Source organism: Paenibacillus puerhi (assembly GCF_009846885.1).
Lineage (GTDB): Bacteria > Bacillota > Bacilli > Paenibacillales > NBRC-103111 > Paenibacillus_G > Paenibacillus_G puerhi.
Genome location: NZ_WUWM01000005.1, coordinates 44,301 through 69,479, shown reverse-complemented (window position 1 = coordinate 69,479; position 25,179 = coordinate 44,301). Strand labels below are relative to the sequence as shown.

Genomic DNA, 25,179 nt, shown 5'->3' with positions numbered 1-25,179 from the left:
AGCTGTCCCTTGGCAGAATAATCTGCTTGAGGGACAGCCATGAGGTAGAGCCGAGGAACGGCTTATTTGCCCAGCAGGGACAAATGCTTGCCGATATGCACGCCGAGTCCTTCAGCGTACTGCTCCTCGTACTCGTTCAATACCGCAAAGAATTCGTCGGCGAACAGCTTGCCGCCCTTCTCATCCTTAGCCTGAAGCAGAATGCCGTAGGTGATGTGGAGCAGCTGGCGCGCATTGTTTTCGTTCATGTATTCCGGCAGCTCGGCATCGCTGGTCTCAGCCAGCGGACGAATAGCGCTGATATCGGTTGTAACATGATAATACGCAGTCGCTTCTTCAAAGTGATCCAACGCGTGCTGGTGCATCCGGCGGTAGAGCGAAGGAGCGACCTTGGCTACGACGCGGACGGCTTCCAGCCAGTTCGTGCCGGCCGTTTTCACGTGGAAGCGACCTTTCGTATATTGACCGATCAGCTGGAATACGCTGAACTTGTCGCTGCCCGAGTGAATGCTCAGCTTATAGCCGAAGTGATCGGCAATCGCAGCATGTGCCTGAAGCTCGCGCTCGAACTGGGCGATATCGCCGATGTAGTCGATACCCTTCTGGAACTCGCCGCAGAAGCGCGGAGCCATGCTATAAATCTGAATGCCGCGCACATACAGCTCGTTGGCCACGAGGAAATGTGCCTCAGGCGAAGTCGGCGTTTCGGTCTCGTCGATCGAAATTTCGAAGTCGACGGCCCCGTTCAATTGCTCGATATATTTGCGGTAGATATGCTCCATGAAGTTAATCGCTTCATGATAGATCAGCACATCGCGGACAAGCTCTTCCCGCGTAAAGTTCAGCTTGGCGTCAGCGATCTGAGGAGAAGTCGCCAGGTAGCGCTCCTCGTAGCCTTGACGGATTGCTTCTGGAAGCTGGGCGTAGCGCTCCTCCAGCTCGGAAGCGGACAGCCGCGCGATCGAATTATCGATGTTCTCCGAGCAGTCGAGAGTCAGCATCGTGAAGCCAAGACGCAGAGCGTACTCGATATCTTCTTCTTTCTTCAGGTGGTCGCCGTCGGCGCCGAAGCCATCCTTGTAGCCTTCTTGGAATACGGCGAAGCAGGCGGCATCCAATACGTCTTCATAAGTACGGCCCGTCAACGCAAGCTCGCGGATGCTTTGCTGCGCCAGGATCGGACGCACATCCTTGCCAAGCACGGTACGGATATGACCCGGGCTTGCTTCTCCAAGACGGTCGCCCAGACCAAATGTAGCAATCTTCGTGCCGAACGCCTGAGGCGCCGTGTAAGGCAGATAGCGGTTAAGAACCAAGCGGTTGGCATGAGTAAGCGGAGCCAGCTTGCCGCCTTCGGCAGGCTCGCCTTCCAGCTCGCCTACGATAGGACCGTTGCCGACAGCCAGCAGGCGCTTGCCGTTCTCGGTGCGCACCATCAGCAGCGTAGCACCGTCCAGCTCGGTTAACGATTGGGGGTATATTTTGACAAATGGGGAAGCCGCGCCGGCGAACTGTCCCGATTTAATTTGATCAATGATAGATTGGTAAGTTAACATCGAATTCCCGTCCTTTTCCTATATAAAATAGAACTCTAAAAATCGAAGTAGCCGTTGGCATTATCGTACGAGATATCCCGCACCATGCCGCCGAGAAGTTCCATATCATGAGGAGCCTCGCCTTGAATGACCCACTCTCCGAGCAGGTTGCAGAGCAGGCGACGGAAATACTCATGACGCGTGTAGGACAGGAAGCTGCGCGAATCCGTCAGCATCCCGACGAATCTGCTGAGCAGTCCCAGGTTGGCAAGGGCGTTCATCTGCCAAAGCATGCCTTCCTTCGTATCGTTGAACCACCAGGCGGACCCGAATTGGATCTTGCCGGGAATGCCGCCGCCCTGGTAGCTGCCGATCAGCGTTCCGATGACGTAATTATCTTTCGGATTCAAGGAGTACAGAATCGTCCTTGGCAGCGAGTCGTCCGAATCGAGCGCATCGAGCAGCTTCGAGAGCGGATAAGCAATGTCGCTGTCATTGATCGAATCATACCCGGTGTCCGGACCCAGCGTACGGAACATCCGGGAGCTGTTGTTGCGGGCAGCGTTGATGTGCAGCTGCATCGCCCAGCCGAGCTTCGCGTAGGCGCGTCCCAGGAACAGCAGCGTATACGTTTTGTATTGCTTTTCTTCCTCTAAGCTGACAGGCTGGCCCGAAAGCGCCTTGGCATAGATAGCGGCTGCCTGCTCTTTAGTCGTCTCGGCATACGGCACATAGTCGAGCGCATGGTCGGATACGCGTCCGCCCGCTTCATGGAAGAAAGTAATCCGCGAGTCAAGCGCTTGCAGGAACTGATCGTAATCGTCTACAGGCAGACCCGAAACCTCGCTAAGCTTCTGTACCCATGGAAGATAAGTCGCGCGGTTGATCTCAAGTCCTTTGTCCGGACGGAAGGACGGAAGCACCTTCACGTCGAAGTCGGAAAGCCCTTTGATTTTCACATGATATTCCAGCGAATCAGTCGGATCGTCGGTCGTGCAAATCACTTTGACATTCGACTTGACGATCAGGTCGCGGGCTGCGAAGCCGCCGGCCTCCAGCTGGGCATTGACCTTCTCCCAGATGACGGGAGCATTCTGTTCATTGATCAGCTCGTGCACGCCGAAGAAGCGCTGCAGCTCAAGGTGAGACCAGTGATAAAGCGGGTTGCCGATCGTCTTCGGTACGGTCCTGGCGAACGCCAGAAAACGGTCATAGTCGCTGACGTCCGGTCCGCCCGTTACGAGCTCCTCCGGTACGCCGTTAGCGCGCATCGCTCTCCATTTGTAATGGTCGCCATAGAGCCAAGCCTCGGTCAGTGTCTTGAACGATTTGTTCTCATAAATTTCCTGAGGGCTCAAATGACAGTGATAGTCGATGATCGGCATTGCTTTCGCATAATCGTGGTACAGCCGTTCGGCTACTTCATTCGTTAACAGAAAGTTATCGTCTAGAAATGCTTTGGACATAGTTAGCCACCTCGTTTCGATCATGTATCCAGTATACCGCAATATTGTTGCAATTTCTTTTCATTTCATGCTCAATTTCCGATTATTTACGCTTATTTTGCCATTAACTTGAGCTATTCCTTGCTCCAGGTCGTATCCTTTTCCTCCAGCAGCGGCGTATCGGCATGCCTCCGCCGCTGCACCAGCCCTTCGACGGAGACCTCCTCGACCTGATCCAGCCGCAGTGCAGGACCTTGGCGCGTCTCAATACGGACCCGGTGCAGCTCCAGTCCATGCACATGCTTGCACAGCATCCCTTCGCCTGCCATGACCAGCTCCTCAGCCACCATATCGGGCTCGCCGCCCTGCTCCTCCGGGTCAAGCGTCATATCGATCATCACATTGTTGAGCACTACATCCTCGATCGGCTGCTCCGGCAATCCATAGATGAAAGCAGCGGCCGCCCGGGCATTGCGAGCCGTTACATCGCTGATGTACAGATCGCGAACGACCGGCGTTCCGGGGGTGATTGCGACCTTGCCCGGACTTGTCATCAAAGGATTGCTTTCGTCTACGCCATGCTTGTAGAAAGCGTTGACCGCCAGCGGGCACAGCACATCCTTCATGAATATATTGCTGATCCTCACGTCTTGCACGCCGCCGCCGCGGGCCCGGTTAGTCTTCACGCGAATCCCGCGGTCTGTGCCGATAAAGACGCAGTTGGAAATGGTCACATAGCGGATGCCTCCGGCCGTTTCGCTCCCCATCACGACTCCTCCATGCCCGTGCAGCATCGTACAATTCGTAATGGTGACATTCTCCGTAGGCCTTCCGACACGGCGGCCGTCTTCATCGATCCCTGCCTTCAAGCACAGGCAGTCATCGCCCACGTCGAAGTGGCAATCCGAGATATGAACATTCGAGCAGGAATCCACATCGAGCCCGTCGCCGTTCGGCGTCGTGGACGGATTGCGGATGGTCACGCCTCTCACGTTCACCTCATCGCAATAGACGAGATGCGTATTCCAGAACGGCGAATTTTGCAGCGTAACTCCCTCCAGCACCACATGCCGGCAATCCAGCAGTTGAAGCAGCGGTGGACGGAGAAACTGCGACTCCCACTCCACGATGTTGCTTTTCAAGGATTCCGTCAGCTTGCGGTTGCGTTCGACAAGCTCCAGGCGATGAGGCGAATCCGGCGCGTTGCCCCGCTTCAGCTCGCGGTAAGCGTCCCACCAGGCCTGTCCCTGACCGTCAATCACGCCCTCCCCCTTGATCGCCACTCGCTTCAGCCCGTATCCATAGATCAGCGGGGAATACCCATAGCATTCGTATCCTGACCAGCGGGTAAACACCGGGGCGTAATCGTCAAATCGGTCGGAGAAGCGCAGGGTGGCGCCAGCCTCCAGGTATAGCGTGATGTAGCTTTGCAGCTTGATCGGCCCTGTCAGGTAATCGCCGGCCGGCACGTATACCGTCCCGCCGCCCTTGCTGCTGCAAGCCTCGATAGCTGCGGAGATCGCAGCCGTGTTGTCATAAACGCCGTCGCCGACAGCGCCAAATTCCGTTATATGATAGATAGCCATTGGTGCTCTATTCCCTTCCTTCCGCTGCCGCGTTATATAGTCGAATACATTCTATAAAACTATCCAAGTTGGAAGACTTGGTGGGATGGACCCGAGTCATGCAGGCGGAGACTATCGGTAACGGGCAAACCAGTCAGCCGGAGCCTTCAGCGGTTCAGGCTCAAGTCCCGCCAGGCTGTGAAGCAGAGATCGAATCAATATGGCCTGAGTACCAGCATTCATATCGCCTTCTACTTCGCCAAGACCTAGTCGCACCGGGTGCGGCATGTCCGGATAATGCTCGCCTTGCTTAACCTGGGCCACATTTGGCGCTGCCGGAGAATGGGCCAGCTCGCGGGAAAATCCTCCGTCGCCGCGCCTCAGCCTTGTCATATTCCGGACCGTGATCTCGGCGATTTCCAGCCATTCCTCAGGAGACGGACGCAGCTTCATCGCCGCGAGCAGGCTGATCGGGTTACGGATATAGCACATATCCACCGCTTCCTCACTGCGCAGCGTGTGAAGCAGGCTTCGGTACATCTCCCGCAGCCTCGGCATTTCCACCCGAAACCGGCCGTAGAACGTATGCAGCTTGAAGGTTCCGGATAGACGTACATACCAGCTGCCCTCTCCCCATAAGCCGGTGTCCGGATCTTGAATCCGGTCGAAATAGTCGAGCGCTTCCTTCAAATAAGGCTCTCTCCGCTCAGCGCTCATCTGGGCGAGATAAGGAGCCGAATTGCATAAACGGTCGCAGCCCCGCCAGCTGTTCGCGAGGCTGATGCTGCGCAGCCAGCGCCCGTAAGCTTCGGGCGTCGCGATATAGTCCGGGGCCGCATCGCGCTCATTGGGCAGCGGGAACAAAGGCGCCGCCCCGAACCTGCGAAGCGCCCCCGTGCTGTAGCTGATGGCGCGTCCGACCATCACCTCATCCAGCCGCATATGAGGATCGGCATCATAGAAATAGCCGCTGGCCGCATCCTGCTTGCTCTGAAAAAAACGGACGGCTTGCGCCGTCATAGGTTCATCGAGCAGGCGAAGAAGCCCGCACCGCTCTATTATATTGTAGGCTTGCGCCGTCGATTCGATATCTGGCTCGAACCGGCCGGACTTCTGCGAGCTTCTTGCATAATAAAACCCGCCGGTAGACGGGTCGTACTGGCCCTCCAGCCAGTCGAAGAATCCTTCGAACAGGCTGTCGAGCTGAGTCCGTACAGCTTCCAATCTTCGGTTCATGGGCTCTGTTCCTTTCTGTCTCAGCCTTCCTGCAGGTTAACCTTTAATCGAGCCCAGCATCGCGCCTTTGGCAAAATGCTTCTGCAGGAACGGATATACGAGCAGGATCGGCAGCGTCGCCACTACGATGACCGCCATTTTTACCGATTGTTCCGGTGGTGGCGTCGTGTTATCCAGAGCAGAGCTGTGATCGATCCCGCTTGCCAGCACCACGATCTGGCGAAGCAATACCTGAATCGGCCACATCGTGCTTTCGTTCAGATAGAGAATGGCGCTTAAGTACGTGTTCCAGTAAGTTACAGCGTAGAACAGCGAGATCGTCGCGATGGCGGGCATCGACAGCGGCAGCACGATACGGAACAGGATGCCCCAATCGTTGCAACCGTCGATTTTAGCCGATTCCTCCAGCCCCTCAGGCACGTTCTGGAAGAAGTTTTTCAGGATGATCAGGTTGAAAGCACTGATAGCGCTAGGCAGAATAAGTGCCGCATACGTATCGATCAATCCCAATTCCTTGACGACAAGGAAGGTAGGGATCAGGCCGCCGCTGAATAGCATCGTGAAGACAACCAGAAACATGAAAATATTGCGGCCGTCCAGATCCTTGCGGGACAAGGCGTAGGCGGTGAGCGCCGTTACAAACATACTGAACAGCGTGCCTGTAAGCGTAACGCCGATCGAGACGCCCATCGCTTTAAAAATCGTGTTCGTCGAGAAAATAAACCGGTAAGCCTCCAAGCTCCAATCCGTTGGAATCAACACGAATTTTCTCATCGCAAGCTCGGCGCTGGTCGTGAACGAGCCGGCTACCACGTGTACGAACGGCAGTACGGTAATCAAGCCGATGAGGCCAAGCAGCACAATGTTGATTCCGTTGAACAGCCTCCCGGCCAGTGTTCTGTCTTCTACCATGTGGGTTCCTCCTCCAGGCTTTCCGTATGGAAAGCCACTTCGTAAGCATAAGCTCCAGGCTTCCGTGTAGGAAGCCACTTCGTAAGCGATTCTTAATATACCCCGTCCTCGCCCATTTTCTTGGCAAGACGGTTGGCGCCCATGACGAGTACGAGTCCGATCAGCGACTTGAAGAAACCGATCGCGGCGCTGTAGCTGAATTGTCCTTGTCTAAGACCTGCGGTATATACATACGTATCGATGATCTCAGCTACATTCCGGTTCATGGAATTCAGCAGCAAGTACACATGCTCGAAGCCAAGCTCGAGAACATCGCCAATTTTCAAAATCAACAAGATGATAATGACGCTGCGGATCGCAGGCAATGTGATATGCCATACTTGTCTAAGCCGCCCAGCGCCGTCCATACGGGCCGCTTCATACAGCTGCGGATCGACCGAGGCGATAGCCGCCAAGTAAATGATCGTTCCCCATCCCGCTTCTCTCCATATCACCTGAAAGATATAAGTAGGTCGGAACCAATCCGGGTTGAGCAGGAAATTGATTTCTGAAAATCCGAAGAACTTCAGCAATTCGTTTACAATTCCGCCGTCCATCGTCAGCATGACGAACGTGATCGATACGATAATTACCCATGACATAAAGTGAGGCAGGTAGACAAGCGTTTGTACCGTTTTCTTGAAAAATTCGACCCTTACCTCATTCAGCATCAACGCGAGAATAATCGGTATGGGGAAATAAAACAGCAGGTTCATTCCGAACAAAATCAGAGTATTGCTCAATATATTGAGAAAATCCGGCTCTGAAAATAATCGCTCAAAATGCTTCAGTCCGACCCAATCGCTGCCCATAATTCCTTTGAACGGCTTATAATCCTGGAAGGAAATAATGAGCCCGTACATCGGGATATACTTGAAAACTAAAAAGTAAAGCACTCCCGGCAATAACATGACATAAATCCATTTATTTTTCCACAGGCGTCTGCTCAATTCACTGCTGCTCCGACGCGCCGTCGTAGCTCTGGGCTGCACATGCACTTCTGGCATAACGAATCTTCCTTTCCGGGAGGTAGTAGGAGAAGAGGGAGCCGCACCAGGATGGGCTCCCTCTCATTTCAGGGCTACAACCGGTTATTTTTTGTATACGGCATTGAATTCATCGATGATTTGGCTTCCTCCGCGGCTCTTCCAGTTCTCGACGGCTTTCTCGAAACCGGCTTTATCCAGCGAACCGTAGATGTATTTGTAGGTAGCATCTTTGATCAGCTCTTGCAATTGAACGCCTTTTTCCAGGTTCGTCTTGGATTCCAGCGGCGCCGTAGGATCGTTAACGGCATACTTCTGGTTTTCGACCTTCAGCTCATCGGCTTTCACTCTGGCCTGCAGCGTTGCAAGACCCAGGTAACGGCCGCTCGTATCGTCGTCGCCGACAGCACCGTCGGTGAACGGCTTCACTTCGCGTTCGATCAGTTCCTTGTTGTCAACTTTTTTCGCTTTGTTGTTTTCAACCGTATAGTGAACATCCTTCAATCCCCAGAACGCTACGTTCGCCACTTCCGGCGTCATCATTTTATCGTAGAAGGCCAGGATGGATCTCAGCTTCTTCTCGTCTTTGATAGCGGCCTTGGAGAACAACAGTACGTTCGCATAACCTGGAAGCGCCCAAGCTTTATACTTGCCGTCCGGTCCCTTCACCATGCTGTGCACATCGATAACGGCAGTCGGAACGTTTTTGATCAAATCCTTATGCAGCGATTCCACATCCGTCATAGCGCCGATATACATACCGGCCGTGCCGTTCGTGAAAAGCTTGACTTGATCGGTTTTGCTCGTTGCTGCGAAGTCTTTGTTGATCAGGCCCTCATCGCGCAGCTTCTTGAAGTAATCCATAGCCGTGATGTACTCAGGGAAGGTGAACTCCGGTTGAAGCTTGCCGTCCTTCTCGCCCCAGTTGTTCGGCACGCCCAGCCAAGCGCCCACCGTCTTGAATGCTCCGTAGACGAGGTCGTTGCGGTCAGCTACGCCGATCGTGTCTTTCTTGCCGTTGCCGTCCGGGTCATTCTCGGCGAAGGCTTTCATCATCGCATACAGGTCTTCCGTCGTTTCTGGCGCTTTCAGTCCGAGCTTGTCCGCCCAGTCCTTCCGATAGATGATGCCCTGACGAGTCAGGTCAACGCCGCGGTACAGCGAGTACAGCTTGCCGTCCACCTTCGTGTTGTTCAGAACATCCGGCTTTAATTTGCTCAGATTCGGATAGTCCTTCAGATAAGGGCCGATCTCCCAGAACTGTCCGTCGCGGATGGCGGATTTCATGGTGATGAAGGTCGCCTGGTTTTTCAGATAAACAACCTCAGGCAGCGCTCCCGTCGCCAGCGTCGCGTTAAGCTTCTCTTCATACGTATCCGCCGGGAAAAATTGATACTTCAGCTTCGTATTGGTCAGACGCTCCAATTCGTTCTTGACCGTATCCGTGGGAGCCTCAGCCGTGTTCAGCGGAGACATGATCGTGAACTCTACCGGCTTGGCCGGCTCATTCGGATTAGCGGCTTCTCCGCCTGCTGCCGGCGCCTTCTCTGAGGAACATGCCGCCAGCGTAAGACTCGATGCGAGCAGAACGCTAAGGGAAATAGACATTTTTTTCTTTGTCATGGTACTTCGACCTCCAAAATATTGATGTTGGCTGCTCTTTCGGTTTTGCTATTTACCTGACCTTCGGCTTCTCTTGCCGCATCACTAACGTACGACATGCTGAACGATTACGGCTACAATCATTTGCATCGCAAGCCCCATTCCCCCCCGAATCTGAGAACATGATTAGTCCGCCGGACGGATGACACTTGTCGAAAAACAAAAAAACCGCCGCGCATATATTGCGCCGACGGTTCCATCGCTGCCCTAATCATTTGCTCTGCTTAAAGTAAGCTTCCTCGTATTCATCGATCACCTGCTGGCCGCCGTTCCGCTTCCATCTCTCGATCTCCTGGCGGAATCCGGCCTCGTTTAGATGGCCCAAGATATAATTGTAAGTCGCATCGGAAATAATCTTGTAAAGCTCGATGCTTTTTTCATCATACGTTTTAGATTCTACACTCACCATGGGGTCCCTGACGACAAATTTCTCATTGTCCCTCACCAGCTGCTCCGCAATCTCGGTCAGTTTGGAGCTTTTGGCCACCTTGAGCACGTTCGGGTTGCTCATATCGGCGATCATCAGCGCGTAGAAGGCATTGATCTCCGTAGCCCTCAGCTGCGAGGTTTCCTCAGGCAGCAGCACTTCCCCGTTCTCTAGCTTATAGTGAACGTCCTGCACCCCGTAATGCATCAGATTCGCCAAGTCCTTGTCCATCGTCCGGTCGAAAAAGGCCAGGATGGCTTTCAGCTCCTCTTCCGTCTTGATCGCTTTCTTGGAGAACAAGTACAAGGCGCTGTAATTGGGGATCGACCAAACCCGGTAACCGCTTGGCCCTTCGATGCGGTTCACAAGCGTAAACTTGGCATTCGGATTGAGAGCCTTCGCCTCGTCGGACAGACGCTGAACGTCGGTCATGCTGCCGATATAGACGCCGGCCGCTCCGCGTATAATTTTGTCGCGCTGCACTTCCTTGCTCGTCACGGCAAAATCCCGGTTGATAAACTTTTCATCATATAGCTTTTTCACGAAATTCATCGTATCCATATAGGCCTTTGTTTCGAACTCGGGTACGACCCGATTGCCCGATATGGTCCAATTATTGGGCGCCCCGAAATACGAGCTCAGCGTTTTAAAAGCCCCGAACACGAGGTCGTTCCGGTCGCTTAGCCCAACCGTATCCTGTTTTCCGTTGCCGTCGGGATCGTCATACGTAAACCGGCGCATCACCTCGTACAGCTCCTGAAGGGTCCGGGGCTTCTGCATATTCAGCTTCTCCAGCCAATCCTCGCGGATAATCACGCCCTGACGGGACGATGGCCGCTCCGTGTACAAGCCGTACACCTTGCCATCCACCGCCGATTGCATCAGGATCTCCTTATCCAAATGCTTTAGATTCGGATATTGCTCCAGGTACGGACCGATCTCCCAGAAGGAACCCGAACGCACCGCGCTTTTGAGCAGCAAATAATCCGTATATTTAACATAGGTAGCCTTCTTCATCGAGTTGGTCGTTAAGGCCGTATTCATCTTATCGGTATAGATGCCGTCGGCAACCCATTCAATCTCCAGCTTCGTATGGGTCAGCCTCTCGATCTCCCCGATCAACTCCCGCTTCGGAACATGTGGAAAATGAAGCGGCGCCATGATCGACACCACCGGCCGATCCTCCTGATCCCGATTTTCCGCTGGCCCCGTCTTGCCTCCGCAGCCCCCGATCAACATCACAATCGCCAGCAGCATGATTATCCCACTGCGGTAAGCCGCTTGGCGCGGCAGCGCTCTCTCTAGCATCCCGAATTTACCTCCCTTGTATAAGACGCGTTTTGGGCCATAATCTGATACAATGATTATTGCGTCATCCGATGATTATTGCCCCGGATAGCTGAAATGATTACAATAGATGAGTCGACTTTTGATCCAGAACCCTAACGCGAGGTGTGATTCCGATGCGCTCTCTCAGCTTTCTCAGCAAAATGACTTTGTTCGGATTCCTGCTTAGCACACTCCCCGTCTTGTTTATCGGGGCTTTCGCCTATGTGACGTCTTCCAATGAAATTCAGAGAAACGCCAACAAGGGAAGCATGCAGCTTATCCAACAAATCAATACAAATGTAGAGCACAAATTAACGACTGTCAACCACACCCTGAATCAGGTGCTCAATTCGACTGTTCTCAAGAAAGCGCTGAATGCTCCGCTTGCTGTAAACGATTTCATGACTTACGACGATCTGCGTAAAGAAATCCGCTACATGCAATCATTCGATACACGCGTCGAAGATGTGCTGCTGATTAATCAGCAGCAGAACTGGATGATCAAGAACTCCGGCCTTTACCGGCTGGACAGCTACAACTACCGGGAGCAGCTGGAAGGCCTGATGAACGTGGAGGAGCAGACGCCTTGGATGCTTACGCCTTCGGCGTGGTTCTACAGCGAGGAAAATGCGAAGAGCCTGTCCTGCGACTACACGATCAGTCTCGTTAAGAAGCTTCCGACGACGGGCCTAGAGAAATTTGGCCTCGCCCTAGCCAATATTCCCGCCTGCAGCCTGCAGGACTTTATGCCGTTTGACGGGGAGTCCCCCGCCTCCATCCTGATTCTGGACGAGAAGGGACGCATCCTGCTGCATCCCGAGCGCGAGTTGATCGGCAAGTCCCTGCGCGATGCGGGTATCCCGGACGAGGACCTGCCCTCCGGCGAGTCCGGCGAGTTCAAAACGGTGCTCGCGAACAAGCCCTACTCGGTCACTTTTCTGCGTTCCCAGCTAACCGGCTGGACGTACTTGTCGGTCACCTCGATCGATAGCTTGACCGCGCAATCGGACAAGATTGGTTTATATACCATCTATGTCTGTCTGCTCATGCTGGTACTATCGATGGTGCTCGCCTGGCTCGGCTCGAGGAAGATGTATTCGCCGATTCAGATGCTGCTGAATCAGATCGGGGAACGTCTGCAGGACAATCGTAACCGGAAAACCGATGAGTTTCAGCTGATCGGGGAACAGGTCACCCATCTGTTTCAATCGAAGTCCAAGCTCGAGAAGGAAGTCCGTCAGCATGTCCAGCAGGTACGCACCTTCTTCCTGATCAAGCTGTTCCAGGGCAAGGTGAAGCAAAGCGAGCTGCAGGAGAATCTGGAGCAGTTCGGGTACGGGGCGCACAGCGAGTCATGGAAGACGATGGCAGTCATCACGCTGCAGATCGATTCGATCGACAATACCCGGTACGAGAGGCGCGATCTTGATCTGCTGCTGTTTGCGGTTCATAACATCATCGAGGAGCTGATTCCTCCCGAGCGGAGATTGGCCCCCGTCACGATCGATCAGACGGTTGTAACACTCTTGGGGAGCGAGGAGGATAACCCCGAGTCCTTCCGCAGCTCGCTCAATGCGATAACCGAAAATTTGCAGCAGCAGATTTCCAGCTACTTAAATCTGCAGGTCAGCATAGGCATGAGCTTGCCGATCCAGTCCTTTGCAACGGTACCGATTGCTTACCGGGAGGGCCTGGAGGCGCTCAGACACCGGATTAAGCTCGGCGAAGGGATTATTATCCAATACGAGCATATCGACTCCGGCCGTCATTACCTGAATCTGAATTATCCGAAGCAGCTGGAGAACGACCTGATGGATGCCATCAAGCTGGCCGACAAGGACAGAGCCAGGGAACTGCTCAAGCAGCTTCTGCACACGGTATTTAGCGTGGAGCTGACGCCTCAGGAATACCAGGTTCCGTTAGCCCGGCTGCTCAACAACCTGCTGATTGCAATGCAGGAGTCGGGTATCGGCATGCACCAGATTCGCTCCAATCAAGGATCCTTGTTCGAGGAGCTGTTCGGTCTGTCGATCGCCTCGGAGATCGAGGACTGGTTCTGGGATGGCGTCATTCAGCCGCTGGTGACCATATTCCGCGACCGTCAGGAAGCGCAGTATCATAACATATCGGAGAAAATCATCGATCTGGTCCAGCATGGCTACGATACCGATCTCACGCTGGAGGAATGCGCATCGCGGCTGCATTATAACGCCAACTATCTGAGCAGTATTTTCCGCAAGGAAACGAACTATTCGTTCAGTGAATATTTAATCATGTACCGGTTTAATATGGCCAAAAAATGGCTCGCCGAAACGGATATGCCGATCAAGGACATCGCGGAGAGGCTGCGTTATACGAACCCGCAAAACTTCATCCGCTCCTTTCGCAAGCAGGAAGGGATGACGCCAGGCCAATACCGCACCAAGTACGCATCGCCTGTCCATTAGTTTTCATGATTATTTTCAATCTTGTTGTCAATTTGGCAGTTTCCCGCATATATATGTTTTGTTGGATACTTTGACGAGGGAGCTGCTTCGAGAGATGGCAATGAAACAATTGGAAGTGCGCGGCGGAAAGGACTATGCCATTCAGGTGCTGGATGAAATGGGCTTGAACCAGATTGCGAACTGGTTGAGCATTTTACCCGAAGACCGTTGGCAGGAGCTTTTCGTCGCCCAGTGGCCGACCTTGGCCAAAAAATGCGGAATTAGCGACTAAGCCTGTACATACCTCAGGGATAGCCGCCGCTTTAGCAAGTAATTCCAGCAGAGCGCAAAGGCGGAAGCTGTGCCGAAGGGTACACGCGAGAAGCCGGCCGCAAACGACCAAAAGCCTTCAAGCTCCTTGACCTAGTGGTCCATGAGCATTGAAGGCTTTTTGGTTCGCGATCAGGAGGAGAGTGACGGCCGACCTCCGACGCGTTGCTATAAACCAGGGCGCGTCAGTCCTCGTTGACGGCCCGCAGCAGCGTCCAGCGGTTCAGCCGGACGCGGTGCGCTTCGCGCATGCTTCGCGCGAACAGCTCGCTGTCAACGCCCAGCTCTTCGAGCGTAGACGGCCCCCCGACCGTACGGAGCAGTCCGCGCAGCTCGGCCTCATCAGGGACGGCGGCCAGCTCGCGGCCGACCTCCTCCTGCCACGGCCGGTCGGCGAATGCCCCTTCGCGCCACAGCTGGTGGTAGTATGCGGAAATTTCCGCGCAGGCGACGCCGACCTTGGCTCCGTGCAGCAGCTGCCGGAGGCCGGTCCGGATATAGGCCATCTCCCAATAATGGGAGAGATGATGCTCCGCGCCGGAGGCCGGATGGGATTGCCCAAGCGCTAGCATCGCCAGGCCCGAGGCGATCAGAGCCTCGATCAGCACGCGAAGCCCCTCTTCCGTCCGACTGCCGATAGCCTCGGCATGACGGACGCAGTCCAGCAGCGCTTCCTCCGTAACCGCCGCCACTTCGGAGCGATAAGGCTCACCCGCTGTCAGTCGCCCGAATTTCCAGTCAAACAGCGAAGTGAATTTGCCCAGCATATCGCCGAAGCCGGCGGCCGCCATCGGCGCAGGAGCAAGCCGCAATATAGCCAGGTCGGCGAAAATCGCCTCCGGACCGATCGCCGCCACCGTAATCTTATCCCCACGGATCAGGAGCGGCGCCCCCTTGGACGTAAAGCCGTCGACAGAGGGCGCGGTCGGCACCGAGATAAAAGGAATGCCTGCGGTAAAAGCCGCGTAACGGGCCACGTCATGGAGCGTTCCCGCTCCTACGGCGATCACGGCCGCGCTGTTATTCTTTTGCACATCAAGCAGCACCTGAAGGACAGAAGCCTCGTCGGCTACCACATCGCCCAGGGCATTGGGATGCACCAAGGTCACGGCCACAGCTGCCGCGCTGCCCGCCAAGCTGTCTGCCAAGGTGCGGCCGGCAGCCTTATACGTGTTTTCGTCGGCCACCACAGATAATCTCGCATAGCCGCGCTCCTGAACAAATCCGCTTACGCGCCCGATAGCGCCCGCTTCTATGACAATCGGATCCGGAAACCGTAAGGCGGAATCCGTCCCTTCCTCAGCTTGCAGCCTGGCCATGATATCGTTAAGTCTTGTGCCCATAGTTACCCGTCCTTTCGTTATCGTTGCTTTGTCCACATCCGCTACGCTCTGAACCGGTCATGCCGGGCACAAGGGTTTCCTCAGCCTTCCGCTTTCGCTAGAGCCGCCATCAGCCTCTGCCCAGCCGCCATGCCATGTCATTGAGACGAAGCTCATTGCGGAATGCCCGGGTTGTTGTTTGTTCGTCGATAACGACGCATTCAATCCCGAACATTTCGGCAAAATCAACCAGCTGCTCCGTCGTCACCTCGTAAGAAAATCCGGTATGATGGGCGCCACCCGCCAAAATCCATGCTTCGACGCCATCCTTGAGCGATGGCTCCACCTTCCACAGCACGCGCGCTACCGGCAGCTTCGGCATTGCCTCCTGCGGCTGTACGGCGACAACCTCATTGACCAGCAGGCGGAAGCGGTGACCGAGGTCGACGATCGAGGCGTTCAGCGCTTTGCCCGATCGGCCGTCGAATACCATACGAGCCGGATCTTCCTTGCCCCCGATCCCGAGCGGGTGCACCTCAAGCTTCGGACGGTTGGCGGCGATGGTTGGACATACCTCCAGCATATGAGAACCGAGCACCAGCTCATTCGCCGGGTCGAGATGGTACGTATAATCTTCCATGAACGAGGTTCCGACATTGCCCGCGATAATTTTCATCAAACGGACGAGCGCAGCCGTCTTCCAGTCTCCTTCCCCGCCGAAGCCGTAGCCCTGCTCCATCAGACGCTGCACGGCTAGACCCGGAAGCTGCTTGAGCCCGTGAAGATCCTCGAACGTGGTGGTGAATGCCGTAAAGCCGCCTTCCTCCAGGAACGACTTGAGGCCAAGCTCCAGGCGGGCCTGATAGCGGATCGCTTCAAGCGCAGCACCGTTCCCGTCGTTCTCTTCAGGTATATCATACTGCTCCGCGTACTCCTCCATCAAGCGATCGAGCGCTTCTTCCGTCACTCCGTTGACGCGCTCGACCAGATCTCCGACGCCATAGCCGTTTACCGACCAGCCGAATTTGATCTGAGCTTCGACCTTATCCCCTTCCGTGACGGCTACCTCACGCATATTGTCGCCGAATCTGGCTACCTTCAGCGCGCGGCTCTCCGCAAAAGCAACGGCCGTTCTCATCCAGGCGCCGATACGCGAACGGACATCGGCATCTTCCCAATAACCGACAACGACCTTGCGCGAAATGCCCATACGTGCCCCGATAAAGCCATGCTCGCGGTCGCCGTGCGCCGCCTGATTCAGGTTCATGAAGTCCATATCGATCGAGTCCCACGGAATGTCGCGATTGTACTGGGTCGCGAAATGCAGCAGCGGCTTTTGCAGCTGAGACAGTCCGGCGATCCACATCTTCGACGGCGAGAAGGTGTGCATCCACGTGATGATGCCCGCGCAGGACTCATCCGCATTGGCCTCCAGAATCAGCTTTCGGATCGCATCCGGCGTGACCACGACGGGCTTGAACACGAGCTCGAACGAAACGGACTTATCCGCATTCAGCCCCTCCGTGATGGTGCGGGAGTGCTCGTTGACCTGCTCGAGCGTCTCCGGTCCGTACAAGTGTTGACTGCCCGTTACAAACCAGAATTGATAAGGTTTAATCGTTAGCATAAACATATTCCTCCTCTGAAGGTCCGCAGTCTGGCCCATGTACGTACATAGTCGCAGAGCAGCCTTATATGGTTTAATCCGTTTCTTTGCTTAACGCCTGCGACCATGACAGCGACGTCACGGCTCGCCTCGCTCTAAGCCAGTGCGTCTTCCTTCAGCGCCTTCAGGCGCTTCATGACATCGTTGCCGCCCCGTCCGAAATAATCATGGAGCTTCAGGTACTCCTGATAAAGCTTCTCGTAAACGGCGACGTTCTCCGGAATCGGCTTGAACGATTCCTCCCGTACCCGGCCCATAAGCTCCGCCGCTTCCACGATCGAATCATAGCCGCCCCGCTCCTTGCCCGCCGCCACGGCGCCGAACATCGCCGCCCCGAGTGCCGGCGTCTGCTTGGATGCGGCTACCTTGATCTCGCGATTGGTCACATCGGCGTAGATCTGCATCAGCAGTCGGTTCTTCTGCGGCAGGCCTCCGCAAGCATACAGCTCCTCTACCGGTACGCCATTCGTATGGAAGGCGTCCACGATAACCCGGGTGCCGAAAGCGGTAGCTTCGAGCAGCGTGCGGTAAATTTCTTCAGGCTTGGTCAGCAGCGTGCAGCCGACCAGCAGGCCGGTCAGGTCGGTGTCCACGAGCACGGAGCGGTTGCCGTTCCACCAGTCCAGCGCCAGCAGACCCGTTTGCCCCGGCTTGTAGCCAGATGCTCTGCGCTCCAGCCATTCATGCACGCTCGTGCCTTCCTGGGCAGCGGCATCCTTCACATAGCCGGGCACCGCTTCCTCCACATACCACTCGAAAATATCGCCGACGGCCGATTGTCCGGCCTCATAGCCGTAATACCCCGGAATGATGCCGTCCTCCACGACGCCGCACATGCCTTCGACCTGCTTCTCTTCCGTCCCGAGCAGCATATGGCAGATCGAGGTGCCCATCGCCATCACCAGCTTGCCGGGCGTTACGACGCCGACGGCCGGGACGGCGGCATGAGCATCGACATTGCCGACAGCGACGGCCGTTCCGGGAAGCAGGCCGGTCAGGGCCGCCATCTCGTCCGTCAAGCCTCCGGCTTTGGTGCCGAGCGGCACGATATCGCCGCGCAGCTTGGTCGTCGTGAGCGTCTCCAGACGCGGATCAAGCGCACGGAAAAACGCCGCTTCCGGGTATCCGTCCTGCTTGTGCCAGATGGACTTGTAGCCGGCCGTACAGCTGTTGCGCGTTACTTGGCCGGTCATCCGGAAGATCACCCAGTCGGTCGCCTCCAGAAGCAGATCGGCAGCATCATAGAGCTCCGGCGCTTCATTGGCGATCTGCCAAGCCTTCGCCATCATCCACTCCGACGATATTTTGCCGCCGTAGCGGGGCAGCCAGCGCTCCTCGCGCCGCGCTGCCGTCTCATTGATCAGATTGGCCTCATCCTGGGCTGCGTGATGCTTCCACAGCTTTACCCAGCTATGCGGATTGTCGCGATAAGCCGGCAGCAGACATAGCGGTTCGCCAGCCGCGTCAACCGGCAGCATCGTGCAGGCCGTAAAGTCTATGCCGACTCCTACGACATCCTCGGGTCGTACGCCGGACGCGGCCAGCACAGCCGGTACGGACAAGCGAAGCACGTCCATATAGTCGGACGGATGCTGAAGCGCCCAGTCGGGCTCCAGCTTGATGCCGCCGCCCGGCAGCTCCTCATCGATCACGCCATGCGGATAAGGCGTCACATGGTCCGCCACCTCCGTACCGTCAGCCAGATCGACCAGCACGGCGCGGCCGGATTGCGTCCCGTAATCGACGCCGATAGCATACTTTTTCCCCATTCTGCGTTCCTCCTCTTTTATTCGCTTGTCAGCTGACGATCAGCCTTGTCCGTAGTAAGCATTCGCTCCATGCTTGCGCAGAAAGTGCCGGTCCAGCAGCCGCTGATCCATCGGCTCCGCGTGCGGATTAAGCGCCAGCGTGCGCGAAGCGATCTTCGCCACTTCCTCCAGCACAACCGCGTTGTGTACCGCCTGGTGCGCATCCTTGCCCCATGTGAAGGGAGCATGACAGTACACCAGCACGCCAGGAATGCGAAGCGGGTCAAGACCTGCAAAGGTTTCGACAATGACATTGCCGGTCTCCAGCTCGTATGCCCCCTGAATCTCCGCCTCCGTCATGGGCCGCGTGCAGGGCACCTCGCCGTAGAAATAATCGGCATGCGTCGTGCCCAGTGCCGGAACTCCTTTGCCCGCCTGCGCCCAAGCCGTCGCCCAGGGTGAATGTGTATGCACGATGCCGCCCAACCCGGCAAACGCGCGGTACAGCACCAGATGCGTCGGCGTATCCGAGGACGGCTTCAGGCTTCCTTCCACGACGTTGCCGTCCAGGTCCACCACGACCATATGCTCCGGCTTCATTTCCTCATAAGGAACGCCGCTCGGCTTGATGACGACAAGCCCCTGCTCCCGGTCGATACCGCTGACATTTCCCCAAGTAAACGTCACCATCTTATATTTGGGCAAATCCATATTGGCTTCCCACACTTCTTGCTTCAAGTGCTCCAGCACACTCATCAGCTCCCTTGTCTGCGCTTTAATCACCCCCATTATACACTTGTACGTACAAGTTGTATAGATGCAAAAAAGACGGGCGCATCAGCTGCCCGTCTGTTCCTTACATATAAATGGCTGTTAGCACATACTCGCCGTTCACCTTACTGAATTGGAACTGGACCCCTACCGAAACATCCGAACCCTCAATGATCGTAGTGTACCGGTAATCGAAGGTCGCGGAATCCTCGGATGGGAAGGAGGTAAAGTCAAGCTCGGTATCGGCCGATACGGCTTTAAGTTCTTTGCCATAGTCCACAAATGCCTGATCGCTCCAGCCATATTCGACCCCGACCATCCGATGGATGTAGCTGCGCTTGACCTGGTTCGCATCGGCCAGCTCGGAGTCCTTTGTCAGATGAAGGTCCACAAACTTGTTAAACTCCGCCGCTGCGGCATCCTGATCCGTTTGATAAATCCCGTGGATGTTGATCAGCTTGACGGCGTATGCTTTCAGCTCCGCCTTGACGGCTGTCTCCGAATAACCGGCCGCCAGCTTCAACGGCTGGCCGTCCGCTGGCCCTGTCACCTGCTTAGCTCCAGTCGCAGGCGTAGAAGCCGTAGACGTCGAAGAATCCGATTTCTTGATGTCATCGAGAGCAAGACCCGCTTGATAAACCAATACCAAGAAGCGTGATTTGTCCTTGTCCAGCGCGCGTACCTCGATAACCTGCTTGATCTCGGCATCCTTCGGCTGAGCGGTCAGGTACATCGTGCTTGTTTTGGACGTATCCGGCACGACATAGCTGAGCACGAACTCGGCATTGCTAGCGGAGAAGCGCTGACCAAGCAAATCGCCCAGCTCATCCTTCTGCGCCGCCGCATCGGCAGCCGATAAATCGACCTCAGCTTGAATTTCTATGTTAGAGGCCGCGCGCTCCGTTACCTTGAGGGACGAACTGACGGCCGGCTTGAAGGGAGGCAAGTCGGAAGGAACGGCTTGGCCTGAGCCTGTAACCAGAACCGTTTGGGACTGCGCATCCCAATCCACTTTCGCTCCCAGGCTTTCCGCTACAAAGCGTGCCGGAGCGTAAACGCGACCTTCCACTCGCTGAGCCGTCGTATCCATCTCCAGGAGCTGTCCCCCCGCCTGATAGCTTGTCTTTCCTACCGTAAAGGTTGAGGAACTTCCTGACAGCCGAAACGATGCGGTTTCGGTAGCTTCCTCCCAAGTGACCTCGGCTCCAAGAGCCTCTCCGATGAACCGGATGGGGACCTGAATTCTTCCCACCTCGTCCTTAAACGGCTTGGCGTCCGGGAATTCCACCTTTTTCCCGTCCACGGTTACTTGGATGGCCTCTTCCTTGCCCCCGGCAGCAGCGGCCATAGCCGATACGAGCAGGGACGCGGCCAGAGCCAATATAAAGCCGCTGAACATTTTTTTCACGTTTCTCATCCTCCGTCTGTAAGTTAATTTCATACAATTTCGTTTATATCTTACATGATTCTCACCTAAAAAGCACCCCTTCAGGAAAATTCTTACGCAGCTCCTGGGATCGGCACAGCTTGATTGCCGGAGAATATACCAAAGACCGTCAGGGAAAAACCCAGACGGTCTTGACGAATCGCGCGGTTACCTCGCGCGGTTATAGGCCGCTCCGCTCCCGGGCCGGGAGCATGCCAGGCCTGCTAAGGAGCCGCGCTTCCATGTGCGCTTTCACGAAAAGCCGATGTCGATTCCCTGACGATCAGCTCGGGTACAAAGATGCGCTCTCTGCCCCTTTCTTTGACGGGCAAGGGCTCAGATTGGCCCTCTCTGAAGGAAGCGTCTCCGTCGCCGCTCCTGTTCTCGATCAAGTCCATCAGCAGCGCTGCCGCCTGATGACCCATCTCGGACTTCGGATGCGTGAGGGTCGTCAGCTTGACCTCCGTCGCCGTGGCGAGCCAGGAATCGTCGAAGCCGACGATCGACAGGTCGTCCGGCACGGAAAGCTTGGCCTGTCTGGCCGCCTCCAGCAGCCTGACGGCCAACTGATCGTTGTACGTGACAAGTGCGGTCGGACGATCCTCCCTCTCCAGCATGGCTAGCGCGGCCTCATACGGCCGGTCGGCGCTCTCCTCGGTCGTATAGCAAGTGACCGACTCCGGCAGCAGCGCCAGCCCATAGTCGGCGTAAGCGCGGAGGAAGCCTTTGAGCCGGTTGGCCCCCTGCAGGTCGTCGGTTTTGAAGAAGCCGGCAATGGAGCGGTGACCGAGCTCGATCAGATGCTCGGCCGCCCGATACCCACCGGCCTCGTCATCGAGGCGCAGACAGGGACAATTTAGCTCAGGATAGCGCTCGTTGATCATGACGAAGGGGATGCCCTGCACCTGCAGAGCCAAATAAAGATCCAGGTTCGGATTGCCCTGCGCGCTGCGGGTCGGTTCGATGATGAGCCCGCTTAGCGGCTCGCCGAGCAGCAGCTCCAGATTCTGTCTTTCCTTCGCCTTGTCATTATCCGTACTGAGCAGCATAAGTCTATAGCCATTGTCCCGGAGCACCGACTCCGCCCCCCGTACAATATGCGGAAATATATAATCGGAAATATAGGTGGTCATCATGCCGATCGTTTTCACCGCTACGGGCGGTTTGGACGCTGACGGAGCAGAGACGAATGTGCCCTTCCCCTGCAGACGATAAAGCCAGCCCTCCTGCTCCAACTCGCCCAGCGCCTGGCGCACCGTCTGCCGGCTCATGCCGAACCGGCTCGCGATGTCATGCTCGGAGGGCATCTGATCGCTCGCCTTCCACTCTCCCGCGTTCAGCTTGTTCAACAGCTCCTGTTTCAGCTGTCTGTATTTCGGCATTTGTTTGTCGTTCATGTTAGGCTACACCTCGGACAGCGCATTGCGCATTTCATGTGCAGCTATTATAACATAAACTACTTGTCCGTACAGGCTTAATCCTTTTCCGCGCTTACGGATTCCCTCCAGATTGTCCGGGCCGCCTGCGCAAGCCACAAGGACTGCTGCCACCGGTCCGCGATTTCGACCGTTCTTCCGGCATATTCGTCGGCCGTAATCGCATAAGGAGGAGGTCCCAGCTCGCAAACGAACGGAAACGCCTCATGCTCCCCCGCCGTTTGTCGCCAATGGCTCATTCCGATGCGCCACCAGTCCAGGAAGCGGGGCACCATCTCATGGATACCGTCCGGGCCGATATCCACCTGCACCTGCTCGCCGTTCGAGATGCGCCCATGAATCGCTGCGGTATGCCGCAGCAGCTTATGCAGCAGCGCCACGGCCTCGGAAGACGGATTTCTCATTTCCCCCGCCACTACATAATGGGAAAAATCGATCGTCAGCCGCAGATCAACTAGCTCCTCTATATAAGCAGCGGTGCGCAGCAAATCCTGGGTTATCGTACCGCGATGCGTCTCCACGTATATCGGAATCCCCGCTGTAACGGACAACTCCCGGATATCCCGGAGCAGCCTGACGGCCCCGTCCCCCGTGAGAAAGGGCGTCATAACCTGTGCATTGATATGCTGAATCGAATCTTTTCCATAGGCTAGCGCTTGCTTCAGATAGTCAGCCATGTCGGCGGCCGACGCCGGATAAGCATTGACACTGAACGAAAGGCCGTACTCGGCCAGCAGCTTTCTCCAGCGGGGAGCGAGCCCGGGCTCCGGTATAAATCCGTTAATTCCGTCGAATCCGGCCTCGGCGATAAGCCGTACCTTCGCTTCATCGCTCCACGCCGAGTCAGGACCTTCCTCTTGAAGGCGGCCTTGCAGACCGTTCATCCCCCACCAAGACATCTGGACATCCAGCCGTGGTCCGCTGCCTTTATTCCCTAGTCTATGCATAGGCTTCAATGAGGGTATAGAGCTTCAAACTCTACGCCGCAAGGGCCCCCGTCCGGATTGACCTCAGCTTCGGCATAGCTGCCGTCGGCCCTCAGAAGCGGCCGGTAATGCGTGGCGATATGCGTCACCGATTCCCCTGTGTAGTGACAAATAAAGGCTCGGCGGAATCGGTCCTTGGTCTTATTGCGATAAGAGCCGTGGATCAGATTGCCGTTGAAAAATAGAACATCTCCCTTGTCCATAACGGCGGGGATCGCTTTGTTCCCCTGAGGCACCTTCACCAGATGCTTGGTAAACGACTCCTGCTCATCGGCAAGCTCGGGGCACACAAGCTCATGGTCATTCGTCTTGGGTACGACCAGAAGACCGCCATTCTCCTCATCGGCGGGGTCCACCGCCATCCAGGCGGCTATACAGTTGCCCGGCTCCACCTTAAGGTAGAAATTATCCTGATGTAGAGCTTGCCCTCTTGAACCCGGCGGCTTGTAATAGAACATGCTCTGTGCCGCCAGCGGCGATTCCTCGAACAAGTCAGTCAACGCCGCCAGCACCGGCGGGTGAAGCAGATAGTTCTTAGCCGTCTCATTGAAGCGATGCGGATGCATAACCCGCGGGTATCGCTTCAGCGGATCAGCCGTCTGCGGGTCAAGGTCCGGTTCGAAAAAGCCCGGTACCGTCTGGTGGCTGATTTCCTCGAAGGTGCTTGCTATCTCCTCCAGCTGCTCGGGACTGAACAGTCCCTTCACGATCAAGTATCCCTCGGTTTCGAATTGACGCTTCTGCTCTTCCGTCAGTGTCTGCAAAGAATAAGCCATCTGTATGCCTCCTATTGGGTACGGGTTATGGGTTACGGAATACAGGTTACAGGTTACAGGTAACAGGTAACAGGTAACAGGTAACAGGTAACGACCCTTTATCCTGCTAGAACTAGCATACAGGGTTGCGCCCGTTCCTAGAAGCATCGATTCTGCTAGAGTGTCATACGATTCTGCTGCCGACATTTGCGAAATCAAGATCTGTTGCAGGATATACCCGGTATCGACTATCCTGATCTTGTAGGCTGCCTGCGGTTCACCTGCAGGAGCGGCCCCCCAGCTAACCCATCAACGAACGGAGGCATTCAGGCATGGTAACCGTTGACGACCCGTCCCGATTCGACGGAAAGACTTATGGCATCGTGCTCGCGGGCCACTACGACGAACCGGATTCTTATATAACGAAGCGCCCGAGAGGCATGAGCGACTGGCTGATCACGTATACGATATCCGGAGAAGGCTTCATGCGTACGCCCGATGGAGAAGCGGCCTGCCGGCCAGGCGACGTTGCCCTGCTCAAGCCGGGAACTCCCCACCAGTACGGGACGGCGGAGGGAAGCCGCTGGCAATTCGTATGGGCTCACTTCACTCCAAGATTGCTGGAGACAGGGATGCTGCCCGATACCGGACTGCTGCATCTTCATATCGAGGGGGATAATGAAAGCAAGCGCATCTTTCGGGCATTCGAACGAGTCATCTCCGATTCCATCGAACGAAGCGCCTATTGGGAGGAGCTGTGCGAGAACGCCCTCCGGGAAATTCTGCTGCTGCTCGCTCAATCGCTCAACAAGAGGACCGACCCTCGCGTACGGGAGGCGCTTCATTTTCTATCGATGCGTATGAAGGAGTCCTTCCGACTGGATGAGCTGGCTAAGACCGTGGGCTTGTCTCCCTCCCGGCTCTCTCATTTATTCAAGGAGCACACCGGGCTGACCGTTGTCGAGACGCTGAACCGGATGCGCGTGCAGCAGGCGGCTCTGCTGCTTACTCATACGGAACGCACCGCTCTGGAGGCTTCTTTCGACGTGGGATTTCATAATTACAATCACTTCGCCAATCAATTCCGCAAAGTATTCGGCATGAGTCCGAGCGCTTATCAAAAAAACAAGGAACAGGCGGCAGCCCGGACTAGGCCGCCCGGATACGGACCCTAAAT

The 25,179-nt window shown here is 55.8% G+C and carries 19 protein-coding genes; 3 read left to right on the top strand and 16 right to left on the bottom strand.

Annotated elements, in window-relative coordinates:
* Positions 1-62: 62 nt before the first annotated feature.
* The 8 genes from GSF01_RS05930 to GSF01_RS05895 form a co-directional block, all read right to left on the bottom strand.
* Positions 63-1,556 (bottom strand): tagaturonate epimerase family protein, encoded by a 1,494-nt coding sequence (locus tag GSF01_RS05930; RefSeq protein WP_159882114.1) that lies wholly within the window; start codon positions 1,554-1,556, stop codon positions 63-65.
* A gap of 35 nt (positions 1,557-1,591) precedes the next feature.
* The gene (gene uxaC, locus GSF01_RS05925; protein WP_159882113.1) at positions 1,592-3,001 is read right to left on the bottom strand and encodes a glucuronate isomerase; all 1,410 of its coding nucleotides are present in this window, start codon (positions 2,999-3,001) and stop codon (positions 1,592-1,594) included.
* Between the two features lie 113 nt (positions 3,002-3,114).
* Positions 3,115-4,566, bottom strand: a complete 1,452-nt coding sequence (locus GSF01_RS05920; protein ID WP_159882112.1) for a glycoside hydrolase family 28 protein — start codon at positions 4,564-4,566, stop codon at positions 3,115-3,117.
* Between the two features lie 111 nt (positions 4,567-4,677).
* A complete protein-coding gene (locus tag GSF01_RS05915) occupies positions 4,678-5,781 on the bottom strand; it encodes a prenyltransferase/squalene oxidase repeat-containing protein (RefSeq protein ID WP_159882111.1) in 1,104 nt (367 codons plus the stop codon).
* Between the two features lie 36 nt (positions 5,782-5,817).
* Positions 5,818-6,693 (bottom strand): carbohydrate ABC transporter permease, encoded by an 876-nt coding sequence (locus tag GSF01_RS05910; RefSeq protein ID WP_159882110.1) that lies wholly within the window; start codon positions 6,691-6,693, stop codon positions 5,818-5,820.
* A 92-nt stretch (positions 6,694-6,785) separates the two neighbouring features.
* Positions 6,786-7,739 carry an ABC transporter permease gene (locus GSF01_RS05905; protein ID WP_159882109.1) on the bottom strand — a complete coding sequence of 318 codons (954 nt, stop codon included), beginning with the start codon at positions 7,737-7,739 and terminating at the stop codon, positions 6,786-6,788.
* A gap of 84 nt (positions 7,740-7,823) precedes the next feature.
* Positions 7,824-9,341, bottom strand: coding sequence for an extracellular solute-binding protein (locus GSF01_RS05900; protein ID WP_159882108.1), 1,518 nt, complete (start codon positions 9,339-9,341; stop codon positions 7,824-7,826).
* A 250-nt stretch (positions 9,342-9,591) separates the two neighbouring features.
* Positions 9,592-11,115 carry an extracellular solute-binding protein gene (locus GSF01_RS05895; protein ID WP_235941311.1) on the bottom strand — a complete coding sequence of 508 codons (1,524 nt, stop codon included), beginning with the start codon at positions 11,113-11,115 and terminating at the stop codon, positions 9,592-9,594.
* Between the two features lie 155 nt (positions 11,116-11,270).
* Here GSF01_RS05895 and GSF01_RS05890 point away from each other — a divergent pair, with 155 nt between their 5' ends.
* Positions 11,271-13,583 (top strand): helix-turn-helix domain-containing protein, encoded by a 2,313-nt coding sequence (locus GSF01_RS05890; protein ID WP_159882107.1) that lies wholly within the window; start codon positions 11,271-11,273, stop codon positions 13,581-13,583.
* The gene (locus tag GSF01_RS30175) at positions 13,573-13,854 is read left to right on the top strand and encodes a DUF3025 domain-containing protein (RefSeq protein WP_328803652.1); all 282 of its coding nucleotides are present in this window, start codon (positions 13,573-13,575) and stop codon (positions 13,852-13,854) included. The genes GSF01_RS05890 and GSF01_RS30175 overlap by 11 nt, the downstream gene beginning before the upstream one ends.
* Positions 13,855-14,077: 223 nt before the next feature.
* Here the strand turns inward: GSF01_RS30175 and GSF01_RS05880 are convergent, their stop codons facing one another.
* The 8 genes from GSF01_RS05880 to GSF01_RS05845 form a co-directional block, all read right to left on the bottom strand.
* The gene (locus GSF01_RS05880; protein WP_235941310.1) at positions 14,078-15,235 is read right to left on the bottom strand and encodes a sn-glycerol-1-phosphate dehydrogenase; all 1,158 of its coding nucleotides are present in this window, start codon (positions 15,233-15,235) and stop codon (positions 14,078-14,080) included.
* A gap of 109 nt (positions 15,236-15,344) precedes the next feature.
* Positions 15,345-16,841 carry an L-arabinose isomerase gene (gene araA, locus GSF01_RS05875; RefSeq protein ID WP_159882105.1) on the bottom strand — a complete coding sequence of 499 codons (1,497 nt, stop codon included), beginning with the start codon at positions 16,839-16,841 and terminating at the stop codon, positions 15,345-15,347.
* A gap of 134 nt (positions 16,842-16,975) precedes the next feature.
* Positions 16,976-18,649, bottom strand: a complete 1,674-nt coding sequence (locus GSF01_RS05870) for a ribulokinase (protein WP_159882104.1) — start codon at positions 18,647-18,649, stop codon at positions 16,976-16,978.
* A 39-nt stretch (positions 18,650-18,688) separates the two neighbouring features.
* A complete protein-coding gene (gene araD, locus GSF01_RS05865) occupies positions 18,689-19,378 on the bottom strand; it encodes an L-ribulose-5-phosphate 4-epimerase (protein WP_159882273.1) in 690 nt (229 codons plus the stop codon).
* A gap of 106 nt (positions 19,379-19,484) precedes the next feature.
* Positions 19,485-20,798 (bottom strand): copper amine oxidase N-terminal domain-containing protein, encoded by a 1,314-nt coding sequence (locus tag GSF01_RS05860; protein ID WP_235941323.1) that lies wholly within the window; start codon positions 20,796-20,798, stop codon positions 19,485-19,487.
* Positions 20,799-21,049: 251 nt separating this feature from the next.
* Entirely contained in the window at positions 21,050-22,222 is a 1,173-nt protein-coding gene (locus tag GSF01_RS05855; RefSeq protein ID WP_159882102.1) for a GntR family transcriptional regulator, read from the bottom strand.
* 77 nt (positions 22,223-22,299) lie between these two features.
* Positions 22,300-23,160: a sugar phosphate isomerase/epimerase family protein gene (locus tag GSF01_RS05850; protein WP_159882101.1), complete on the bottom strand. Its 861-nt coding sequence runs from the start codon at positions 23,158-23,160 to the stop codon at positions 22,300-22,302.
* Positions 23,161-23,213: 53 nt separating this feature from the next.
* The gene (locus GSF01_RS05845; protein ID WP_159882100.1) at positions 23,214-24,023 is read right to left on the bottom strand and encodes a phytanoyl-CoA dioxygenase family protein; all 810 of its coding nucleotides are present in this window, start codon (positions 24,021-24,023) and stop codon (positions 23,214-23,216) included.
* Between the two features lie 311 nt (positions 24,024-24,334).
* On the opposite strand from GSF01_RS05845, the gene GSF01_RS05840 reads away from it, so the two are divergent.
* On the top strand, positions 24,335-25,177 hold the full coding sequence (locus GSF01_RS05840) for a helix-turn-helix domain-containing protein (RefSeq protein ID WP_159882099.1): 843 nt from the start codon (positions 24,335-24,337) through the stop codon (positions 25,175-25,177).
* The last annotated feature ends 2 nt before the right edge of the window (positions 25,178-25,179 follow it).